This is a genomic window from Streptomyces sp. NBC_01244 (assembly GCF_035987325.1).
In the GTDB taxonomy this organism is placed as follows: Bacteria; Actinomycetota; Actinomycetes; order Streptomycetales; family Streptomycetaceae; genus Streptomyces.
This window is the reverse complement of record NZ_CP108488.1, coordinates 2,802,878-2,823,451: the sequence shown is the minus strand read 5'-3', so window position 1 is coordinate 2,823,451 and position 20,574 is coordinate 2,802,878. Positions and strand designations below refer to the sequence as shown.

18 protein-coding genes are annotated in these 20,574 nt (G+C 72.2%); 15 read left to right on the top strand and 3 right to left on the bottom strand.

All coding sequences use genetic code 11. The annotated features are described in order from the left end of the window. Window positions 1-4: 4 nt before the first annotated feature. The 7 genes from OG247_RS12500 to OG247_RS12470 all read left to right on the top strand — a co-directional run bounded on the left by OG247_RS12500 (window position 5) and on the right by OG247_RS12470 (window position 6,285). Window positions 5-880: a cell division protein FtsQ/DivIB gene (locus OG247_RS12500; RefSeq protein WP_442813262.1), complete on the top strand. Its 876-nt coding sequence runs from the start codon at window positions 5-7 to the stop codon at window positions 878-880. Window positions 881-1,160: 280 nt separating this feature from the next. Continuing rightward, the gene (gene ftsZ / locus OG247_RS12495; RefSeq protein WP_243330151.1) at window positions 1,161-2,360 is read left to right on the top strand and encodes a cell division protein FtsZ; all 1,200 of its coding nucleotides are present in this window, start codon (window positions 1,161-1,163) and stop codon (window positions 2,358-2,360) included. Continuing rightward, on the top strand, window positions 2,357-3,103 hold the full coding sequence (pgeF, locus tag OG247_RS12490; protein WP_327252306.1) for a peptidoglycan editing factor PgeF: 747 nt from the start codon (window positions 2,357-2,359) through the stop codon (window positions 3,101-3,103). Before ftsZ ends, pgeF begins: the two co-directional genes overlap by 4 nt. Window positions 3,104-3,106: 3 nt before the next feature. Then, a complete protein-coding gene (locus tag OG247_RS12485) occupies window positions 3,107-3,826 on the top strand; it encodes a YggS family pyridoxal phosphate-dependent enzyme (protein ID WP_327252305.1) in 720 nt (239 codons plus the stop codon). 151 nt (window positions 3,827-3,977) lie between these two features. Then, window positions 3,978-4,598, top strand: a complete 621-nt coding sequence (locus OG247_RS12480) for a cell division protein SepF (protein ID WP_327252304.1) — start codon at window positions 3,978-3,980, stop codon at window positions 4,596-4,598. Window positions 4,599-4,658: 60 nt separating this feature from the next. Then, window positions 4,659-4,955: a YggT family protein gene (locus tag OG247_RS12475; protein WP_112450285.1), complete on the top strand. Its 297-nt coding sequence runs from the start codon at window positions 4,659-4,661 to the stop codon at window positions 4,953-4,955. Between the two features lie 82 nt (window positions 4,956-5,037). Beyond that, a complete protein-coding gene (locus OG247_RS12470) occupies window positions 5,038-6,285 on the top strand; it encodes a DivIVA domain-containing protein (protein WP_327252303.1) in 1,248 nt (415 codons plus the stop codon). 339 nt (window positions 6,286-6,624) lie between these two features. Here the strand turns inward: OG247_RS12470 and ileS are convergent, their stop codons facing one another. Further along, a complete protein-coding gene (gene ileS / locus OG247_RS12465; protein ID WP_327252302.1) occupies window positions 6,625-9,771 on the bottom strand; it encodes an isoleucine--tRNA ligase in 3,147 nt (1,048 codons plus the stop codon). Window positions 9,772-10,406: 635 nt separating this feature from the next. Between ileS and OG247_RS12460 the strand changes: the two genes are divergently transcribed. From OG247_RS12460 to OG247_RS12435, 6 genes are all read left to right on the top strand, one after another. Then, on the top strand, window positions 10,407-11,261 hold the full coding sequence (locus tag OG247_RS12460; protein WP_327252301.1) for a TraR/DksA family transcriptional regulator: 855 nt from the start codon (window positions 10,407-10,409) through the stop codon (window positions 11,259-11,261). 208 nt (window positions 11,262-11,469) lie between these two features. Then, window positions 11,470-12,033, top strand: a complete 564-nt coding sequence (gene lspA, locus OG247_RS12455; protein ID WP_327252300.1) for a signal peptidase II — start codon at window positions 11,470-11,472, stop codon at window positions 12,031-12,033. 87 nt (window positions 12,034-12,120) lie between these two features. Further along, window positions 12,121-13,062: an RluA family pseudouridine synthase gene (locus OG247_RS12450; protein ID WP_250743762.1), complete on the top strand. Its 942-nt coding sequence runs from the start codon at window positions 12,121-12,123 to the stop codon at window positions 13,060-13,062. Next, a complete protein-coding gene (locus OG247_RS12445; protein ID WP_327252299.1) occupies window positions 13,059-13,550 on the top strand; it encodes a GNAT family N-acetyltransferase in 492 nt (163 codons plus the stop codon). Before OG247_RS12450 ends, OG247_RS12445 begins: the two co-directional genes overlap by 4 nt. A 214-nt stretch (window positions 13,551-13,764) precedes the next feature. Beyond that, entirely contained in the window at window positions 13,765-15,357 is a 1,593-nt protein-coding gene (locus OG247_RS12440) for a Na+/H+ antiporter (RefSeq protein WP_327252298.1), read from the top strand. 131 nt (window positions 15,358-15,488) lie between these two features. Beyond that, window positions 15,489-16,100 carry a hypothetical protein gene (locus tag OG247_RS12435; protein ID WP_327252297.1) on the top strand — a complete coding sequence of 204 codons (612 nt, stop codon included), beginning with the start codon at window positions 15,489-15,491 and terminating at the stop codon, window positions 16,098-16,100. A 16-nt stretch (window positions 16,101-16,116) separates the two neighbouring features. Here OG247_RS12435 and OG247_RS12430 read toward each other — a convergent pair whose 3' ends face one another. After that, complete coding sequence (locus OG247_RS12430) at window positions 16,117-17,163, bottom strand: SDR family NAD(P)-dependent oxidoreductase (protein WP_327252296.1); 1,047 nt, start codon at window positions 17,161-17,163, stop codon at window positions 16,117-16,119. Continuing rightward, entirely contained in the window at window positions 17,160-18,374 is a 1,215-nt protein-coding gene (locus OG247_RS12425) for a UDP-N-acetylglucosamine--N-acetylmuramyl-(pentapeptide) pyrophosphoryl-undecaprenol N-acetylglucosamine transferase (protein WP_327252295.1), read from the bottom strand. The genes OG247_RS12430 and OG247_RS12425 overlap by 4 nt, the downstream gene beginning before the upstream one ends. A gap of 72 nt (window positions 18,375-18,446) precedes the next feature. Here OG247_RS12425 and OG247_RS12420 point away from each other — a divergent pair, with 72 nt between their 5' ends. Both OG247_RS12420 and OG247_RS12415 read left to right on the top strand, forming a co-directional pair. Beyond that, window positions 18,447-19,130, top strand: a complete 684-nt coding sequence (locus OG247_RS12420; RefSeq protein ID WP_327252294.1) for a response regulator transcription factor — start codon at window positions 18,447-18,449, stop codon at window positions 19,128-19,130. Continuing rightward, complete coding sequence (locus tag OG247_RS12415) at window positions 19,127-20,560, top strand: sensor histidine kinase (RefSeq protein WP_327252293.1); 1,434 nt, start codon at window positions 19,127-19,129, stop codon at window positions 20,558-20,560. The genes OG247_RS12420 and OG247_RS12415 overlap by 4 nt, the downstream gene beginning before the upstream one ends. The last annotated feature ends 14 nt before the right edge of the window (window positions 20,561-20,574 follow it).

The window sequence follows — 20,574 nt, the reverse complement described above, 5'->3', positions numbered from 1 at the left end:
AGGAGTGGCCGGAGCGAGCACCGCACAGCGTGGCGGCCCCGGAGCCGGCGGGAAGGGCTCCGGCCCGCTCCGGCGGCCGGGGGCCCCGAAGGCCCCCAAGTCGCCGAAGCCGCCCAAGGGGTCCGGCCCCGGGAAACCCCGCGGGCCGCGCCCCGGCGGGCGGCTCCCGGGAGGACTGCGCCGGGGACCCCTCGTGGTCGCCGGCCTGGTCCTCGCGCTGCTGCTGGCCGCCGGCTGCACCTGGATCCTCTACGGGTCCTCCTGGCTCCGGGTCGAGAAGGTCACCGCCGCCGGCACCGAGGTCCTCACCCGGGAACAGGTGCTGGCGGCGGCGGCCGTTCCCGTCGGCGCACCCCTGATGTCCGTGGACACCGACGAGATCGCGGCCCGGATCCGCGGCCGCCTGCCCCGCATCGATTCGGTCGATGTGGTGCGGGCCTGGCCGCACGGAATCGGGTTGAAGGTGACGGAACGCAAGCCCGTTCTGCTCATCAGGAAGGACGCGCAGTTCGTGGAAGTGGACGCTTCCGGTGTGCGATTCGACACGGTCGGACAAGCACCGACAGGTGTTCCGCTCCTCGAACTGAGCGCCCGGCAGTCTCCGAGCGGCCGCCGGTTCGACGAGGAACGGCTGCTGCACGAGGCCGTCGCCATCGCCGGCGTCCTCCCGGAATCCGTCCGCAAGGAGACCGTGCAGGTCAAGGTCCGGTCCTACGACTCGGTGATGCTGGAGTTGACCGGCGGCCGGACGGTGGTCTGGGGGAGCGGCGAACAGGGCGACGCGAAGGGTCGCGCGCTGACGGCGCTCCTGAAGGCCTCGCCCAAGGCTGACCGATTCGACGTGAGCGTCCCCACCGCCCCGGCGGTGTCCGGTAGTTGACGTCCGGTCGAACAGCGTCGCACCCTGGTTGGCCACCGATACGGGTGATCACATAGGGTGAAAAGAAAAACGGGAGGTTCGGCGTGTTCGTTGAACACGCGCTACTTGTCGACTTAGTGTCCTGTTCGGAAGAGTCCAAGGAACAGACACACTCATAACCCTAAACTTCAGGGTTAGGGTTCGGGTCGGCGTGTACGGACCGTCCCAATTTCGGCATCAGTCGTCGCACCGCAGGCCCGCGAGGCGAACGACACGTAACTCGAGGCGAGAGGCCTTCGACGTGGCAGCACCGCAGAACTACCTCGCAGTCATCAAGGTCATCGGTGTCGGCGGCGGTGGTGTCAATGCCATCAACCGAATGATCGAGGTCGGTCTCAAGGGCGTCGAGTTCATCGCCATCAACACAGACGCCCAGGCGCTGTTGATGAGCGACGCCGACGTCAAGCTCGACGTCGGCCGCGAACTCACCCGGGGCCTTGGCGCCGGCGCCAACCCGGATGTCGGCCGCAAGGCGGCAGAGGACCACCGCGAGGAGATCGAGGAGGTCCTCAAGGGGGCCGACATGGTCTTCGTCACCGCCGGTGAAGGCGGCGGCACCGGAACGGGCGGCGCACCCGTCGTCGCCAACATCGCGCGCTCGCTGGGCGCCCTGACGATCGGTGTGGTCACCCGGCCGTTCACCTTCGAGGGCCGGCGCCGCGCGAACCAGGCCGAGGACGGCATCGCCCAGCTCCGCGAGCAGGTCGACACCCTCATCGTCATCCCCAACGACCGCCTGCTGTCCATCTCGGACCGCCAGGTCAGCGTCCTCGACGCCTTCAAGTCGGCCGACCAGGTCCTGCTGTCCGGCGTCCAGGGCATCACCGACCTGATCACGACCCCGGGTCTGATCAACCTCGACTTCGCGGACGTCAAGTCCGTGATGTCCGAGGCCGGATCCGCCCTGATGGGCATCGGCTCGGCCCGCGGCGACGACCGCGCGGTGGCCGCCGCCGAGATGGCGATCTCCTCGCCGCTGCTCGAGGCGTCCATCGACGGCGCCCGCGGCGTGCTGCTCTCCATCTCCGGTGGCTCGGACCTCGGTCTCTTCGAGATCAACGAGGCCGCGCAGCTGGTGAGCGAGGCCGCGCACCCCGAGGCGAACATCATCTTCGGAGCCGTCATCGACGACGCGCTCGGCGACGAGGTACGGGTCACCGTCATCGCGGCCGGGTTCGACGGCGGACAGCCCCCGGCCCGCCGTGACAACGTCATCGGCGCGGCCTCCACCAAGCGCGAGGAGCCGGCCCCGGCTCCGGTCCGTGCCGCCGAGCCGGCCCGCCCGGCCTTCGGCGGACTCGGCTCGGTCACCCCGCGCGAGGAGCCGGTCCGCAGCGAGCCGGTCCCGGTCGCCGAGGCTCCGGCCCCGCAGGTCCCGACGGCCCGGCCGTACCAGGACAGCCCGGCCGAGGAACTGGACGTCCCGGACTTCTTGAAGTGACCTTGGAGCAGTACAGCGAGAGCGGCGCCCACTTCGCCTTCACCGACCGGTGGGGCGGGGTGAGCGCCGTTCCGTACGAGGAGCTCAATCTCGGCGGCGCGGTCGGAGACGACCCGGCCGCCGTTCGCGCGAACCGGGCCGCCGCGGCGAAGGCGCTGGGCATCGCGCCGGACCGGGTGGTCTGGATGAACCAGGTGCACGGCCGGGACGTGGCGGTGGTCGACGGCCCGTGGGGCCCGGACCGGGCCGATGGGATGAGGCGCAGTCCGGCGGTGGACGCGGTGGTGACCGCCCGTCGGGGTCTCGCCCTCGCGGTCCTCACCGCCGACTGCACGCCCGTCCTGCTGGCCGACCCCGTCGCCGGCATCGCGGGAGCCGCCCACGCCGGGCGGCCCGGACTGGTCGCCGGGGTCGTGGGCGCCGCCGTCGAGGCGATGGTCTCGCTCGGGGCCGACCCCGCGCGCATGGTGGCCCGTACCGGACCGGCGGTGTGCGGGCGCTGCTACGAGGTTCCGGCCGGGATGCGGGCGGCGGTCGCCGAGGTGGTGCCGGCCGCGTACGCCGAGACGAGCTGGGGGACACCGGCCGTCGACGTGGTCGCCGGGGTGCACGCGCAGCTCGCTGAGGCGGGGGTGGCCGACATCGGCCGGTCCCCGGTCTGCACACTGGAGTCGCGGGACCACTTCTCGTACCGCCGCGACCGGATGACCGGGCGGCTTGCCGGATATGTCTGGTTGGACTGAAGAATGACGGATCGTAAGTCCGAGCTCGCCGAGAACCTCGCGCGGGTGGAGGAGCGGATCGGGGCCGCCTGCGCGGCCGCCGGGCGCAAGCGGGAAGAGGTGACCCTCATCGTGGTCACCAAGACCTACCCGGCGAGCGACGTACGACTGCTGGCGGACCTGGGTGTCCGTCACGTGGCGGAAAACCGGGACCAGGATGCGGCCCCCAAGGCCGAGGCCTGTGCGGATCTGCCGCTCACCTGGCACTTCGTCGGCCAGTTGCAGACGAACAAAGTCCGTTCCGTGGCGGGATACGCGCACCTCGTGCAGTCCGTCGACCGCCCCAAGCTCGTCACGGCCCTCTCGGCGGCCGCGGAGGGAGCGGGACGGGAACTCGGCTGCCTGGTGCAGATCGCCCTCGACGCCGAGTCGGGCGAACGGGGGGCCCGCGGCGGCGCGGCGCCCGAGCAGCTCGCCGAGTTGGCGGACCTCGTGGCGGCGGCCCCCGGACTGCGCATCGACGGTCTCATGACGGTCGCTCCGCTGGCCGGGCACTACGCGGGACGCGAACAAGCGGCCTTCGAGCGGCTGGTGGAATTGTCATCCCGCCTGCGCGCGGACCATCCGGCTGCCACGATGGTCTCGGCCGGGATGAGCGCAGACCTGGAACAGGCCGTTGCGGCCGGTGCGACACATGTACGCGTCGGCACTGCGGTACTCGGCGCGAGACCCCGGCTCGGGTAACGTCGCGAAGAAAGTCGGACCACAGCAGAAAATATGGTCATTTCCGCTGATGAGCGGACAGGCCACGTGGATCGCGGGCAGTTGGTGACATTCGTGACACGGCGAGACACCTGCGACAGGGCGATCCACCACAGAGCGGAGGACTCAGAGAATGGCCGGCGCGATGCGCAAGATGGCGGTCTACCTCGGCCTCGTGGAGGACGACCGGTACGACAACCCGGGGTACGACCCCGACGACGAGTTCGAACCCGAGCCGGAGCCGGAGCGGTCGCGCGAGCGGGACCGCCGACAGCCACCCGTTTCGCATCAAACGCCCGTATCGGACGAACCGGTACGAGTTGCCCAGCCTCCGGCACCAAGGGAACCCATCCCAATGCCGGTTGAAAATGGACGTCCTGCGCGAATCGCCCCCGTGGCGTCCATCACACCCGAACGCTCGAATCTGGAGAAGAACGCCCCCGTGATCATGCCCAAGGTCGTCTCCGAGCGGGAGCCGTACCGCATCACGACGCTGCACCCCCGGACCTACAACGAGGCCCGTACCATCGGGGAACACTTCCGTGAGGGCACTCCGGTGATCATGAATCTCACGGAGATGGACGACACGGACGCGAAGCGTCTGGTCGACTTCGCCGCAGGTCTCGTCTTCGGTCTGCACGGCAGCATTGAACGCGTGACACAGAAGGTGTTCCTGCTGTCTCCTGCTAACGTCGATGTCACGGCGGAGGACAAGGCCCGCATCGCGGAGGGCGGGTTCTTCAACCAAAGCTAGACCGATCCGTCAGATACGGGACCGGGTACAGGGCGGAAGCAGGGGAGAGGGAAGCGCGGGATGGGCGTAGCACTGCAAGTGGTTTACATCGCGCTGATGTGCTTCCTCATCGTGCTGATCTTCCGACTGGTCATGGACTACGTGTTCCAGTTCGCACGTTCATGGACACCCGGCAAGGCGATGGTGGTCGTTCTGGAGGCCACCTACACTGTCACCGATCCACCGCTCAAGCTCCTTCGGCGGCTCATCCCGCCGTTGCGTCTCGGGGGCGTGGCACTCGACCTGTCCTTCTTCGTTCTGATGATCATCGTTTACATCCTCATCAGTTTCGTGAGCACCGCTGCGAGAAGCGTGTGAACGATGAGCTCCCCCGCAGGCGCGGGGACAGTCCCGATACGGTCCTGCCGACTGCCGACGACTACGTAGAGGTGAAGAAGACATGCCGCTGACTCCCGAGGACGTGCGGAACAAGCAGTTCACGACCGTCCGCCTGCGAGAAGGCTATGACGAGGACGAGGTCGACGCCTTCCTCGACGAGGTCGAGTCCGAACTGACGCGCCTGCTGCGCGAGAACGAGGACCTGCGCGCCAAGCTGGCGGCCGCCACGCGTGCTGCCGCTCAGAACCAGCAGCAGGGCATGCGCAAGCCGGACCCCCAGGACGGTGGAGGCCAGCGCGGCCCCGGCGCCCCCGTGCCCGCGGCCATATCCGGCCCCCCGCAGCAGCAGCCCCAGATGGGTCAGCCGCAGCTTCCGGGTGGCCCGCCCCAGCTTCCGGCCGGTCCCGGTCAGCACGGCCAGCAGGGTCCCGGCCCGATGGGCAACCCCATGCAGCAGCACACCATGGGTGGGCAGCAGCAGATGGGCCAGCAGGGCATGGGGCAGCAGGGCATGGGCCAGCAGGGTCCCGGCCCGATGGGCAACCCCATGCAGCAGCAGTCCATGGGTGGCCAGAACCCGCTCGGCCAGCAGATGGGCCAGCCGATGGGCCAGCAGATGCAGCCCATGGGGCAGCAGATGCAGCCGATGGGCCAGCAGATGCACCAGCAGCCGCAGCAGCTTCCCCAGCAGGGTCCCGGTGGTGACAGCGCCGCCCGCGTCCTGTCGCTCGCGCAGCAGACCGCCGACCAGGCGATCGCGGAGGCCCGCTCCGAGGCCAACAAGATCGTCGGCGAGGCCCGGTCGCGCGCCGAGGGCCTGGAGCGGGACGCCCGCGCCAAGGCCGACGCGCTGGAGCGGGACGCGCAGGAGAAGCACCGCGTCGCGATGGGCTCCCTGGAGTCCGCCCGCGCCACGCTGGAGCGCAAGGTCGAGGACCTGCGGGGCTTCGAGCGCGAGTACCGCACCCGTCTGAAGTCCTACCTGGAGTCGCAGCTGCGCCAGCTGGAGACGCAGGCCGACGACTCGCTGGCTCCGCCGCGGAACCCCGCCGGTCCCGCGCTGCCGCCGTCGCCGACCCCGTCGATGGCTCCGGCCGGTGCGATGCACTCCATGGGTGGTCCGTCGATGGGTGGCCCGTCGCCGATGGGTGGTCCGTCCCCGATGGCCCCCTCCTACGGTGGCGGCCAGCAGCAGATGTCCCCGGCGATGACGCAGCCGATGGCTCCGGTGCGGCCGGCTGGTCCGCAGCCGATGCAGCAGGCGCCGTCTCCCATGCGGGGCTTCCTGATCGACGAGGACGACAACTAAGCGGTAGCCCGTCGGCAGACGGTCGGGCCGGGCCCGGTTCCCCTTCGGGGGCACCGGGCCCGGCCCGTTTGCGTACCCCGTCCCGGGCGGGCTGGTGCGGGCGCCGCTGCGCGGGGCGAGGTCCCCTACCCGCCCTTCGCCCGTTCCCCAGGCTCTGCCCAGACCCCGCGCCTCAAACGCCGGCGAGGCTGGAGTGTGCCGCGCAGCGGCATCTCCAGCCCGTCCGGCGTTTGAGGACCGGGCCGTGGCAGAGCCTGGGGAACGGTGGAAGGGCGGGTAGGGGACAGAAACACCTGTGGCCCGGACCCCGTGAGGGGGCCGGGCCACAGCCGCGTAGGGCTACGCCTTGCGGAGGCGGAACGTGAGGCCGAGGGGCTCGTCCTCGAACGGGTCGCCGTACGACGGGTCCGCCTCGCCGGAGGCGTAGTCCGTGGCCAGGACCTCGTCCGCGATGAGCGAAGCGTGGTCCGTCAGGGCCGTCACCAGCTCCGGGTCCGACGTGGACCAGCGCAGGGCGATGCGGTCCGCGACGTCGAGGCCGGAGTTCTTCCGGGCCTCCTGGATCAGGCGGATCGCGTCACGCGCCAGGCCCGCGAGCCGCAGCTCCGGAGTGATCTCCAGGTCCAGGGCGACCGTCGCGCCGGAGTCGGACGCCACCGACCAGCCCTCGCGCGGGGTCTCCGTGATGATGACCTCCTCCGGGGTGAGGGTGACGGGCGAGCCGTCCACCTCGATCTCGGCGGAGCCGGAGCGCAGGGCCAGGGACAGCGCCGCCGCGTCGGCCGCGGCCACCGCCTTCGCCACGTCCTGCACGCCCTTGCCGAAGCGCTTGCCGAGCGCACGGAAGTTCGCCTTGGCCGTGGTGTCGACCAGGGACCCGCCGACCTCCGAGAGGGAGGCCAGTGAGGAGACGTTCAGCTCCTCCGTGATCTGGGAGTGCAGCTCGGGGGAGAGGGTCTCGAAGCCCGATACGGCGACCAGCGCGCGGGACAGCGGCTGGCGGGTCTTCACGCCCGACTCGGCCCGCGTCGCGCGGCCCAGCTCCACGAGGCGGCGTACCAGCAGCATCTGCCGGGACAGCTCCGGGTCGATCGCCGAGGCGTCCGGGACCGGCCACGTGGTCAGGTGCACCGACTCCGGGGCGTCCGGGGTGACCGGGACGATCATGTCCTGCCAGACCCGCTCCGTGATGAAGGGGGTGAGGGGGGCGAGGAGGCGGGTGACCGTCTCCACGACCTCGTGCAGCGTGCGCAGCGCGGCCGCGTCGCCCTGCCAGAAGCGGCGGCGCGAGCGGCGGACGTACCAGTTGGAGAGGTCGTCCACGAAGGCGGAGAGGAGCTTGCCGGCGCGCTGGGTGTCGTAGGCCTCCATCGCCTCCGTGACCTCGGTGGTGAGGGTGTGGAGCTCCGAGAGCAGCCAGCGGTCGAGGACCGTGCGGTCCGCCGGCGCCGGGTCGGAGGCCGACGGGGCCCAGTTCGACGTACGGGCGTACAGGGCCTGGAAGGCGACCGTGTTCCAGTACGTGAGGAGCGTCTTGCGGACGACCTCCTGGATGGTGCCGTGACCGACGCGGCGCGCCGCCCACGGGGAGCCGCCGGCCGCCATGAACCAGCGGACGGCGTCCGCGCCGTGCGTGTCCATCAGCTGGATCGGTTCGAGGGTGTTACCCAGGTGCTTGGACATCTTGCGGCCGTCCTCGGCGAGGATGTGGCCCAGGCAGACCACGTTCTCGTAGGAGGACTTGTCGAAGACGAGGGTGCCGACCGCCATCAGGGTGTAGAACCACCCGCGGGTCTGGTCGATGGCCTCCGAGATGAACTGCGCCGGATAACGCTTCTCGAAGATCTCCTTGTTCTTGTGCGGGTAGCCCCACTGCGCGAACGGCATCGAACCCGAGTCGTACCAGGCGTCGATGACCTCCGGCACGCGGACCGCGGTGAGCTCGCAGCCCTCCGCCGTGCAGGGGAAGGTGACCTCGTCGATGTACGGGCGGTGCGGGTCCAGGTTCGACTGGTCCGTGCCCGTCAGCTCGCCGAGCTCCTTGAGGGAGCCGACGCAGGTGAGGTGGTTCTCCTCGCAGCGCCAGATGGGCAGCGGGGTGCCCCAGTAGCGGTTGCGGGACAGCGCCCAGTCGATGTTGTTGTTCAGCCAGTCGCCGAAGCGGCCCTGCTTGACGGAGTCCGGGAACCAGTTGGTCTTCTCGTTCTCCCGCAGCATCGCGTCCTTGACGGCGGTGGTGCGGACGTACCAGGACGGCTGCGCGTAGTAGAGCAGGGCGGTGTGGCAGCGCCAGCAGTGCGGGTAGCTGTGCTCGTAGGCGATGTGCTTGAAGAGCAGGCCGCGCGCGTCGAGGTCCGCGGTCAGCTTCTCGTCGGCCTTCTTGAAGAAGATCCCGCCGACCAGCGGGACCTCCTCCTCGAAGGTGCCGTCGGGGCGGACCGGGTTCACGACGGGCAGGCCGTACGCGCGGCAGACCGCGAGGTCGTCGGCGCCGAAGGCGGGGGACTGGTGGACCAGACCCGTGCCGTCCTCGGTCGTGACGTAGTCGGCGTTCACGACGTAGTGGGCGGGGGCGGGGAACTCCACCAGGTCGAAGGGGCGCTGGTACGTCCAGCGCTCCATCTCCTTGCCCGTGAAGGACTCGCCGGTGGCCGTCCAGCCCTCGCCGAGGGACTTCTCCAGCAGCGGCTGGGCGACGACCAGCTTCTCTTCGCCATTGGTGGCGACGACGTAGGTGACGTCGGGGTGCGCGGCCACGGCGGTGTTGGAGACCAGGGTCCAGGGGGTGGTCGTCCAGACGACCAGCGCCGCCTCGCCCGCGAGGGGGCCGGAGGTCAGCGGGAAGCGGACGTAGACCGAGGGGTCGACGACCGTCTCGTAGCCCTGGGCCAGCTCGTGGTCCGAGAGGCCGGTGCCGCAGCGGGGGCACCAGGGGGCGACGCGGTGGTCCTGGGTGAGCAGGCCCTTGTTGAAGATCTCCTTCAGCGACCACCACACGGACTCGACGTACTCGGGGTCCATGGTGCGGTAGGCGTCGTCGAGGTCGACCCAGTAGCCCATCCGGTTCGTGAGCTCGGTGAACGCGTCGGTGTGGCGGGTCACCGACTCCCGGCACTTGGCGTTGAACTCGGCGATGCCGTACGCCTCGATGTCCTTCTTGCCGTTGAAGCCCAGTTCCTTCTCGACGGCGAGCTCGACGGGCAGACCGTGGCAGTCCCAGCCGGCCTTGCGGGCCACGTGGTAGCCGCGCATGGTGCGGAAGCGGGGGAAGACGTCCTTGAAGACGCGTGCCTCGATGTGGTGCGCGCCGGGCATGCCGTTCGCGGTGGGCGGGCCCTCGTAGAAGACCCACTCGGGGCGGCCCTCGGACTGCTCCAGGGTCTTGGCGAAGGTCTTGCTCTCGCGCCAGAAGTCGAGGACCGCGTGCTCGAGGGCAGGCAGGTCGACCTGGGCGGGTACCGGGCGGTACTGCGGCGGTGTGGTCATGAGGCTGAACTCTTCCTCCGGCGGGGTGTCACTTCCGTCCGGAGGGACGAGAGCCGCCCTCCCCCGAATCAGGGAAAAGCTGTTCCCGCGGTACCACCCTCCTTGGCCTGCGGACCTGTGGTCCGTCGGCCCCCTCATTGGGGTGCGAAGCCGGTTCTACTCGCCCTACGGGTATCCCGGTGGGCTTTCTTCCGGCGGCTCCGGGGTGATCCTTCGCATCGCGCTCGCCCCCGGGCTCTCACCGTCCCCGGGTCGCTCCTGGCTGCGTCCGACGCTACTCGTCCCCATCCATGCTTCTCGCTGGGCCCAGTGTACGGGCCGGGGGGCGCGTCGGCAGACCGGTTTACGGGGCGTGGCGCGGGGGTCCGGGCGGGGCGCGGACCGGGGTCTGGACCGGGGCTCGGACCCGGGCGCGGACCCGGGCGCGGACCGGGCTCGGATTGACCCGAATGGGCCGACGGGCCGTTCCGGGGTGCGGTGGGGCGGGTGGGGCGGATTACCGGGCTCTGCGCTGGGCACAACGGATGCAGGTTGACCTCGATGGACGCGTGCCCCGTTGCCGCGGGGCCGGAGTCGATTTATCGTTCCGGCACGATTCGCGAGCAATGATCACAGTATGTGAAGGGGCCGCGGCCATGGTGGCGAAGAAGACCGCCGGGAGTACTGCCAAGAAGGCTGTCGGGAAGGCTGCGGAGAAGCCGGCGCAGGATCCGGTGACGGAGGTGGCGGCCCCGGATCCGGAGGCCGGACCGGTGGAAGGCACCGCCGCCGGGAAGAAGGCGGCGGCCACGAAGAAGGCGGCGGCCGGCACCAGGACGGCGGCGGCCGGGACGAAGGCCGCCGACGCGAAGAAGGCGGCAGCCGGGAAGGCGCCCGCCGAGGAGACGGCCGCCGTCAAGAAGACGGCCGTCAAGAAGACGGCCGCGAAGAAGGCCACGGCCAAGACGGCCGGGGCCGAGGGGGCGGCGCAGGCCGCGCACGAGACGGGAGCCCGGAAAGTGGTTGCCAAGAAGAGCACCGGCACGGCCAGGAAGACGGCCGCGACCGCGACCAGCGGGCTGCCCAAGGCGCGGGGCACGGCGGGCCTGGCGCCCGGCGAGCTCGCCGTGCGGCCCGGCGAGGACCCCTGGACCCCGGCGGAGGTCGCCGAGGCGCGGGCCGAGCTGGAGAGCGAGGTGCTGCGGTTGCGCGCCGAGCTCCAGGCCTCCGACGCGGCCATCTCCGGGCTGATGAGGGACTCCGGCGACGGCGCGGGCGACGACCAGGCCGACACCGGGACCAAGAACATCACCCGGGAGTCCGAGCTGGCCCTCGCCGCGAACGCCAACTCGATGCTGGAGCAGACCGAGCGCGCGCTGGAACGGCTGGAGGCGGGCACGTACGGCCTCTGCGAGAACTGCGGCCAGCCCATCGGCAAGGCGCGGATGCAGGCCTTCCCCCGGGCCACGCTGTGCGTGGACTGCAAGCAGAAGCAGGAGCGGCGGCACTGAGTGGGGGCTGAGCGGGTCCCGGAAGGGCGCCCGGCGGGCGCCGGAGGGCCGCGGGCCGGCGCAGGCGGGCTCCGGTCGAGGTGTGGCCGGGGCGGCGGCCTGAGGGCGCCCTGACGTACCCTCGTGTCTCGTCAGGGTCCATGAACCTGGCGGGTCGGTCGGCGCGGTGCCGTCCAACAACTGGTTCGAGCTAGTTCGAGGGACTCACGTGGCAGAGGCGGAGCGCATCATCGGTACGCCGGAGGTCGGGGAAGACGGCACCCAGCCCGAATCCGCGCCGCCCAAGGGGCGGCGGCGGATCGTCGCGCTGCTCGTCGTGGCGCTCCTCGCCTACCTCGTCGACCTGGGCAGCAAGATGCTGGTCGTCGCGAAGCTGGAGCACCAGCCGTCGATCCAGGTCATCGGAGACCTGCTGAAGTTCGACGCCATCCGCAACCCCGGCGCCGCCTTCGGCTTCGGCGAGGCCTTCACGATCATCTTCACCTGCATCGCCGCCACCGTCATCGTGGTGATCGTGCGGCTGGCGCGGAAGCTCTACAGCCTGCCCTGGGCGATCGCGCTGGGCCTGCTGCTCGGCGGGGCGCTGGGCAATCTGACCGACCGGATCTTCCGCTCGCCGGGCGTCTTCCGCGGGGCGGTCGTCGACTTCATCGCACCGGCCCACTTCGCCGTCTTCAACCTCGCGGACTCGGCGATCGTGTGCGGCGGGATCCTGATCGTCCTGCTGTCCTTCAAGGGCCTGGACCCGGACGGCACCGTCCACAAGGACTGACCCGGCGAGCGAGCCGCAGGGCGATCGCGGGCCGATCGCGGGCCGAGCGCGGGAATGGTCTTCTGCCGAGTCCTGCATACTCGACAGGTGAGTACGATTCCCGAGATCCGCACCCTGCCCGTACCCGATGGCCTCGAGGGCGAGCGCGTCGACGCCGCGATCGCCCGTATGTTCGGTTTTTCCCGGACGAAGGCGGCCGAACTCGCGGCCGCGGGAAAGGTGCTGGTCGACGGCAGTGTCGTCGGGAAGTCCGAGCGTGTGCACGGTGGCGCCTGGCTCGAAGTCGAGATGCCCGAGCCGCCGCGGAAGGTCGAGCTCGTCGCCGAGCCCGTTCCCGGCATGGAGATCGTCCATGACGACGACGACATCGTCGTCATCATGAAGCCGGTCGGCGTCGCCGCGCACCCCAGCCCCGGCTGGACCGGCACCACCGTCATCGGCGGCCTCGCCGCCGCCGGCTACCGCATCTCCACCTCCGGCGCCTCCGAGCGCCAGGGCATCGTGCACCGGCTCGACGTCGGCACCTCCGGCCTGATGGCCGTCGCCAAGTCGGAGCGCGCGTACACCTCGCTGAAGAACCAGTTCCGCGAGCGGATCGTCGACAAGCGCTACCACGCGCTGGTGCAGGGCCACCCGGACCCGATGAGCGGCACGATCGACGCGCCGATCGGACGGCACCCCAGCGCCGACTACAAGTGGGCCGTGACCCAGGAGGGCAAGCCCTCCGTCACCCACTACGACCTGATCGAGGCCTTCCGCGCCGCCTCGCTGCTGGACATCAAGCTGGAGACCGGGCGCACGCACCAGATCCGCGTGCACATGGCCGCCCACAAGCACCCCTGCGTCGGCGACCTGACCTACGGCGCCGACCCGACCGTCGCGAAGCGCCTCGGGCTCACGCGGCAGTGGCTGCACGCGGTGCGGCTCGGCTTCGAGCACCCGTCGGACGGGCAGTGGGTCGAGTTCGCGAGCACGTACCCGGCGGACCTGCAGAACGCGCTGGACGTGATCCGCAAGGAGAGCGAGTGACCGCCGGCGACGCCTTCGGCGATGCCGGCGGTGTCGCCGTGCGGGTCGTCGTCACGGAGGCGGACCTGAAGGCCTGCTTCGCCGTGCGGACCGAGGTCTTCGTGGTCGAGCAGTCGGTGCCGGAGTCGATCGAGTACGACGCGTACGACGAGATCGCGCTGCACGTGCTGGCCGAGGGGCCGGACGGGGTCGCGCTGGGCACCGGCCGGCTGTTGTACGGGCCCCGGGCCCTGGGCAAGACGGGCTCCCCGGAAGTCGGCTCGCTCGGACGGCTGGCCGTCACCAAGTCCGCGCGCGGGCTCGGGGTGGGGGTCGCGCTGGTACGGGCGATCGAGGCCGAGGCGGTTCGGCTGGGCCTTGCGGCCGTCGACTTGGGCGCGCAGACCCATGCGATGGGGTTCTACGAGCGGCTGGGGTACGTGGCCTACGGGCCGGAGTTCCAGGACGCGGGGATTGCGCACCGGTCGATGCGGCGCCCCCTGCCGTAGTCCGGGTCGGGGTGCGCAGCCCTGCGGGGCCGTCCCCCACCCGCCCTTCCACCGTTCCCCGGGGCTCCGCCCCGGACCCCCCGCCTCAAACGCCGGTGAGGCTGGATTTCGGTCGGCGTGGGCTGGATAGGGCCCGGCGGGGGCTGGATCCTGTCGAGGCCGACACGCGCCCCGGTCCGCGTCGCCGGGCGCGGCGGACTGGCAGTGTGTGGGAGTGGATCAGCTCCTGCTGTTGTTCGTGTTGTTGCTCGGGGCCGTGGTGACGGTGCCGCTCGGGGACCGGCTGGGGCTGCCCGCGCCGGTGTTGATGACGCTCGGCGGGGTGGTGCTCGCCCTGGTGCCCGTGGTGCCCAATGTCGACATCCCGCCCGAGTACATCCTGCCGCTGGTGCTGCCCCCGCTGCTGTACGCCTCCGTGCAGCGGACCTCGTGGCGGCAGTTCGCCGCCAATGTGCGGCCCATCCTGCTGCTGGCCGTCGCCCTCGTCTTCGTCACCACCGTGGTCGTCGCCTTCACCGCGCACGCCCTGGTGCCGGGGCTCTCGATCGCCGCGGCCGTCGCGCTCGGCGCGCTCGTCGCCCCGCCCGACCCCGTCGCCGCCACCGCCGTGGCCGGATCGCTCGGGCTGCCCCGGCGCATGGTGTCGATCCTGGAGGGCGAGGGGCTCTTCAACGACGTCACCGCCATCGTGCTCTACCACGTGGCCATCGCCGCCGCCGTCAGCGGCACCTTCTCGTGGCCCGAGGCGCTCGGCGAGTTCGTGCTGTCGGCCGTCGTGGCCGTCGTGGTGGGGCTCGGGCTCGGCTGGGCCGCCAACCGGCTCATGGGACGGCTCGGCGACGCCACGCTCCAGATCGGGCTGACGCTGCTCGTGCCGTTCGTGGCGTACGTGGTGGCGGAGGAGTTCAGGGGCTCCGGCGTGCTGGCCGTGCTGACCACGGCGCTGTTCCTCGCCGAGTACGCGACCGACGCCGACGACGTGCTGGGCCGGCTCGCCGGGCACACGTTCTGGGAGGTCGTCGACATGCTGGTCACCGGTGTCGCCTTCGGCCTGATCGGGCTGGAGCTGCACAACGTGTTCGGGGCGGCCAGCGGCCGGGCCTGGGAGATGGCCGGGTGGGCGGCGGCCGTGGTCGCGGTGGTGATCGGCGTACGGCTGGTGTGGCTGCTGCCGGCCGGATGGCTCGCGAAACGGCTCCACTCGCGGCGCGACTACGACGAGGAGATTCCGCTGAGCTGGCGGGAGTCCGTGGTCATGTGGTGGGCGGGGATGCGGGGCGTGGCTTCCGTGGCGCTGGCGCTCGCCATTCCCTTCGAGACGGACGCGGGGGAGCCCTTCCCGGCCCGGCAGGAGATCGTCTTCATCGCCTTCGCCGTGATCATGACCACCCTGGTGGTCCAGGGGCTGACCCTGCCGTGGCTGGTCCGCCGGCTCGGCGTGGAGGCCGACCCGGACGCGGAGGCGGAGGTCGCCCGTGCGCTGGCGATCCGCGCCGCCAAGGCCGCGAAGCGGCGGCTGAAGGAGATCGAGGAGGTGGAGGACCTGCCCGAGGACCTGGTGGAGGTGCTCTACCGCAGGGCGTACGACGTGGGCGCCAGGATCAGCCCCGACATGGTGGACGAGGAGCGGCGGGAGGCGTACGCGAAGCGGGTGGAGCGGATCCGCGACGTGCAGCGCATCCAGCGGGAGATGATGTCCGCCGCCCGGCACGAGGTGCTGGCCGCGCGCAGCGAGCCGGGCGCCGATCCGGAGATCGTCGACCGGGTGCTGCGGCACCTGGACGTCCGCAGCCTGCGCAGTCCGTAGGGGCGGTCCGCAGGCGCGCGGTCCCTGCGCGCGGGCCATCCGGGCGGGGTGCGGGGTCCGTACGGCATGGCGCCCGGGGCCGCGCGGTCCCCGGGCGGGATGCTGATGGCTCCCTCTCGCAGGAGAGTTCCGTGAGCGAACCCAGCCCCCGGGCGATCCCGGGGAATCCCGCGTCCGCGGCGGCGGGCGGTGACCTTCCGGCTCCCGGTGTCATCGGCATCGGGCTCGCCGCAGTGCTGACCTTCGCGCTCGCCCAGGGGTCGTGGCAGTGGTTCGCCACCTTCATCGGGGTGACGCTCCTCGCCGTGCTGCTCGCCTTCCAGCGAAGGGCGCAGTGGTCGCCCGGCCTCCGCTCGGCCTACCTGCGCGGCCTGGTCGCGTACGCGCTGATCGTCGGCCTGTGCGTGGCGATCGCGCTTGCCCCCCTGCTCCAGCGCCGGGCCTGGCTGTTCCCGATGCCGGGAACCCGCGGCGAGTGCGGGCTGCTGGGCAGGTACGAGTCCCTCCAGACGCGGGCCGCGCTCGGGAACCTGGCGGGCCGTGACGGCGCGGCCCTGGCGTTCGCGCAGGAGACCCACGCCCGTGCGGCGGTCGCCGAGTGCCTGGCGGCCACGACGACCCTGTGGCTGCCGCTGTACGGGGTGGGGGTGGCGGTGCTGGTGGGAACGGTCGTCTGGTTCCGCGACCGGGCCCGGTCCCGCGCCGGGGACCGGGCCCGCACCGTCCTCCCGGACCGGGCCTGACCCGGGAGGGAACGCCCTACACCTGGTAGCGGTCCGGGGCGAAGAGGTGGAGGTGGGCGGCCACCCACTCCGAGGTGCGGGTCAGGCCCTCCCGGAGGGAGACCTCGGGCTTCCAGCCGGCCCAGTCGCGGGCCCGGGAGTTGTCCGACAGCAGGCGCTGGACCTCGCTGCCGGAGGGACGCAGCCGGGCCGGGTCGACGACGACCTCCGCGTCCCGGCCGGACGCCGCGATCAGGGCCCGGGCCAGGTCGCCGATGGAGATCTCCTCGCCGCTGCCGAGGTTGACCACCTGGCCCAGGGCCCGGTCGCACTCCGCGACCGCGAGGAAGCCGGCCGCGGTGTCGGTCACGTAGGTGAAGTCCCGGGTCGGGGTCAGGGAGCCCAGGCGGACCTCCCGGGCGCCCGAGTGGAGCTGGGCCAGGATGGTGGGGATGACCGCGCGGGCCGACTGGCGCGGGCCGTAGGTGTTGAACGGCCGGACCACCGTCACCGGCAGTTCGAACGCGTGGTGGAAGGAGAGCGCCATCATGTCGGCGCCGATCTTCGAAGCGGAGTACGGGGACTGCGGCTGGAGCGGGTGGCTCTCGGAGATCGGGGCCGTCAGGGCCGTCCCGTAGACCTCGCTGGTGGAGGTGTGGACGAGGCGGCGCACGCCGTGGCGGCGGCAGGCCTCGGCCATGTTCTCGGTCCCGGTGACGTTGGTCTGGACGTACGCGCCGGGCGAGGCGTAGCTGTACGGGATCCCGATCAGCGCCGCCAGGTGAAAGACGGTGTCGCAGCCGGCCACCGCGTCGCTGACCCGGCCCGCGTCGCGGACGTCGCCGGCCCACATCTCCACCGGGCCGCCCGGGTCGGCCAGGTAGCGGGCCAGGTGGCCCTTCTCCGCGTACGGCTTGTAGTGCACGAAGGCGCGCACCTTCGCGCCCCGCGCGACCAGCAGGTCGACGAGGGCGGAGCCGATGAAGCCCTCGGCGCCCGTGACGAGGACCGTACGGCCGGTCCAGTCGGCGGGGGTGCGCGCCGGGGTGAGGGCGAGTGTGGGCGTGGGGGCGTGCGTGGTCATACGAGCTCCAGGGGGGTGGGGGAGAGGGAGGGGAAGCCGGCGACCCGCAGGACCTGCGAGGCCAGCAGTTCGGCGGCCCGTGCGTGCGGTCCCGGGTCGGCCGCGCCGGCCATCGCCGCCAGCCGCGCCGGGTCGGCCAGCAGCGGGGCGAGCAGGTCCGCGAGGCGGCCGGCCGTCGCCTCGGCGTCCGCCAGCAGGAGGCCCGCACCGGCGTCGGACAGCACCCGGGCGTTGTGGGTCTGGTGGTCGCCCGGGGCGTACGGGTAGGGGACCAGCACCGAGGGGACCCCGGTCGCCGCGAGCTCCGCCACCGTCGCCGAGCCCGCCCGGCACACCACCAGGTCGGCGGCCGCGTAGACCAGGTCCATCCGGTCCAGGTACGGCACGGCCCGTGCGATCCGCCGGCCGCCCGAGGCGGACAGCCCGGCCGCGGTGTCCGCGAGCGCCGCCGGGCCGGTCTTGATCAGCAGCTGTACGTCGTCACGGGCCTGCCAGGCGGCCGCCAGCCCGGCCGCGGCCGCGGTCAGGCGTACGGCGCCCAGGCTGCCGCCGTTGAACACCACCAGCCGCCGCCCGTCCGGCACCCCCAGCTCCCGCCGGGCCCCGGCGCGCCAGGCCGCCCGCTCGGGGCGGGACAGTCGGGCGAGGCCCGACAGTGCCGCGGAGATGGGCATTCCGGTGGTCAGTGCCCGCGCCCCGCCCGCCAGGTGCTCCCGGCTGCGGTCGAAGGCCACCGCCATGTGCGGGGTGAGGCGGGCCGCGAACTGGTTGGCCCGGCCCGGTACCGCATTGGACTCGTGGATGACCGCGGGCAGTCCGGCCAGCCGGGCCCCGAGCACGGCGGGCGCACTCGGATAGCCGCCCATGCCGACGGCCACCTGCGCGCCCTGCGCCCGGATCACGGCCCGCGCCTGCCCGGCCGAGCGCAGCAGCGCCGCCGGAAGGAGGTAGCGCTTGGCGCCCAGCGCCGGGTCGAAGGGGATCATGTCCACGGTGTGCAGGCGGTAGCCGGCGGCCGGGATCAGCTCGGTCTCCAGACCGCGTTCGGTGCCGATGAACGAGACCACGGCGTCCGGGACGGCGGCACGCAGCGCCTCCGCCAGGGCGAGGCCGGGATAGATGTGGCCGCCGGTGCCGCCCGCGCCGATCACGACGGACAGCGGCCGGTACGAGGACCGGGGCGAGGCGGAGCGTGAGGGTGAGGAGGTCATGGACGCAGACTTCCGGTGCGCCCTAAGAAGGTTCTAAGAGGTTCTCCCGGAGTATTTGGGAGGCTTTGCCGCATGCAGCGGATTCTGGTGGTGGACGACGAGCCCGAGGTGCGGGCCGCCGTCGAAGACGGCCTCGCCGTCGAGGGGTACGAGGTGCGCGGCGCGGCCGACGGGCTGGCGGCACTGTCCGAGGTGGCGCTCTGGCAGCCGGACGCGGTGGTCCTCGACGTGATGATGCCGGTGCTGGACGGGCTCGCCGTGTGCCGGCAACTGCGCGCGGTGGGCGACCGTACGCCCGTCCTCGTCCTCACGGCCCTGGACGCGGTGAGCGACCGCGTCGACGGGCTGGAGGCGGGCGCCGACGACTACCTGGTCAAACCGTTCGCGCTCGACGAGCTCGTGGCCCGGGTACGGGCCCTCCTGCGGCGGGCCGCCCCCGAACCGGCCGGGGGCGCGCCCGTGCTCGCGTACGGGGACCTCGTCCTCGACCCCGCCACCCGCACCGGGCGGCGCGGCGAGCGGCCGCTGGAGTTCAGCCGCACCGAGTCGGCGCTGCTCGAACTCCTCCTGCGCCACCCCGGCCAGGTGCTGCCGCGCGAGCTGATCCTGGAACTGGTGTGGGGCCGGGACTTCGGGCCGGACTCCAACTCCCTGGCCGTCTACGTCGGATACCTGCGCCGCAAGCTGGAGGCCGGCGGCGAGCCCCGGCTGGTGCACACCGTGCACGGGGTCGGCTACCGACTGGACGCCGCGTGAGCCGGCGGGGGCTCGGCGCGCGGTGGCGGCGCAGGCGGCCGCTGCGCACCCGGCTGGCGCTGGCCGTGACCGCCGCGGTGGCCTTCGTGGCCCTCGGCGTGTGCACCGCCGCCTTCCTGGAGGGGCGGGCCGCGCTCTACCAGCAGCTCGACCTGAGCCTGAACCAGGCCGCCCGGCTCGCCGCGAAGCAGTACGGCGACTCCCCGCCCGGGACCGCGGCCTGGGACTGCCGGTACCTGGCCGCGCCCGCCTGCGTCCAGATCGTCCCGGCCGACCCGCGGAAGGACCCGGGGGGCGGGGAGGGCGCGTACCGGATGCCCGTGGCCTCGGCCACCCGGCTGGTGGCCGTGCGGGAGCGGGCCCCCTTCTACACGGACATCGTCGTCGAGGGGCATCCCGCGCGGATGCTCACCACCGACTTCCTCAAGGACCGGGCCCTCCAGGTCGCCGTACGCTCCGACTCGGTGGAGACCGGCATCGACCGGGCCGCCCGGCGGCTCGCCGTCACCGCCGCCGCCGGGGTGCTGCTGGCCGCGCTGCTCGGCCACTGGGTCGCGCGGACGGGTCTGGCACCGGTCACCCGGCTCACGGCCACCGCCGAGCGGATCGCCGCCACCCGGGATCCGAGGCACCGGATCGAACTGCCGCCTCCGGGCCGCGGCCGCGAGGACGAGGTCACCCGGCTCGCCGGGAGCTTCAACACCATGCTGGGCGAACTGGAACAGTCCGTCACCGCGCAGCGCAGGCTCGTCGCGGACGCCTCGCACGAGCTGCGGACCCCGCTGACCGCGCTGCGGACGAACGCGGAGCTGCTGGCGCGGGGGGACCGGCTGACGGCCGAGCAGCGGGAGCGGGCCTCGCTGGCGCTCGGTCGGCAGTTGCGGGAGGTGACGGGGCTGGTCAACGACCTGATCGAGCTGGCCCGCGACGAGGAGCCGCAGCTGCTGGTGGAACAGGTGCGGCTGGTTCCGCTGGTGGAGTACTGCGTGGGGGCCGCGCGGGCGCACTGGCCGGGCGTGGCCTTCCGGGTGCGGGCGCCGTCGCCGTCGCCGTCCCGTGGGGAGGGGGAGGCGGTGGTGGCGGGGGTACCGGCGCGGCTCAGCAGGTTGCTGGGGAACCTGCTGGACAACGCGGCGAAGTTCAGCCCGCCGGGGGCGGAGGTGGAGGTGGCGCTGACGGTTCGGGGGGACGGTCGCGCGGAGGTGACCGTACGGGATCACGGGCCGGGGATCTCGGAGGCGGATCTGCCGTACGTCTTCGACCGGTTCTACCGGGCGGGGGCGGCGCGGGCGCTGCCCGGGTCGGGGCTCGGGCTGGCGATGGCCCGGCAGATCGCGCGGGCGCACGAGGCGCGGCTGGCGGCCGAGGCCGCCCCGGGCGGGGGCGCGATGTTCCGGCTGACGTTCGCGGCCCCGGGCCGGGTGAACTGATCGCAGGGGACGCC

Bases quoted from the DNA above. Each gene is read 5' to 3' on its own strand.
- OG247_RS12470 (WP_327252303.1), top strand. From the start codon at position 5,038: ATGCCGCTGACTCCCGAGGACGTGCGGAACAAGCAGTTCACGACCGTC.
- OG247_RS12430 (WP_327252296.1), bottom strand. From the start codon at position 17,163: ATGACCACGCACGCCCCCACGCCCACACTCGCCCTCACCCCGGCGCGC.
- OG247_RS12475 (WP_112450285.1), top strand. From the start codon at position 4,659: ATGGGCGTAGCACTGCAAGTGGTTTACATCGCGCTGATGTGCTTCCTC.
- OG247_RS12420 (WP_327252294.1), top strand. From the start codon at position 18,447: ATGCAGCGGATTCTGGTGGTGGACGACGAGCCCGAGGTGCGGGCCGCC.
- OG247_RS12425 (WP_327252295.1), bottom strand. From the start codon at position 18,374: ATGACCTCCTCACCCTCACGCTCCGCCTCGCCCCGGTCCTCGTACCGG.
- OG247_RS12485 (WP_327252305.1), top strand. From the start codon at position 3,107: ATGACGGATCGTAAGTCCGAGCTCGCCGAGAACCTCGCGCGGGTGGAG.
- OG247_RS12480 (WP_327252304.1), top strand. From the start codon at position 3,978: ATGGCCGGCGCGATGCGCAAGATGGCGGTCTACCTCGGCCTCGTGGAG.
- OG247_RS12460 (WP_327252301.1), top strand. From the start codon at position 10,407: ATGGTGGCGAAGAAGACCGCCGGGAGTACTGCCAAGAAGGCTGTCGGG.
- ileS (WP_327252302.1), bottom strand. From the start codon at position 9,771: ATGACCACACCGCCGCAGTACCGCCCGGTACCCGCCCAGGTCGACCTG.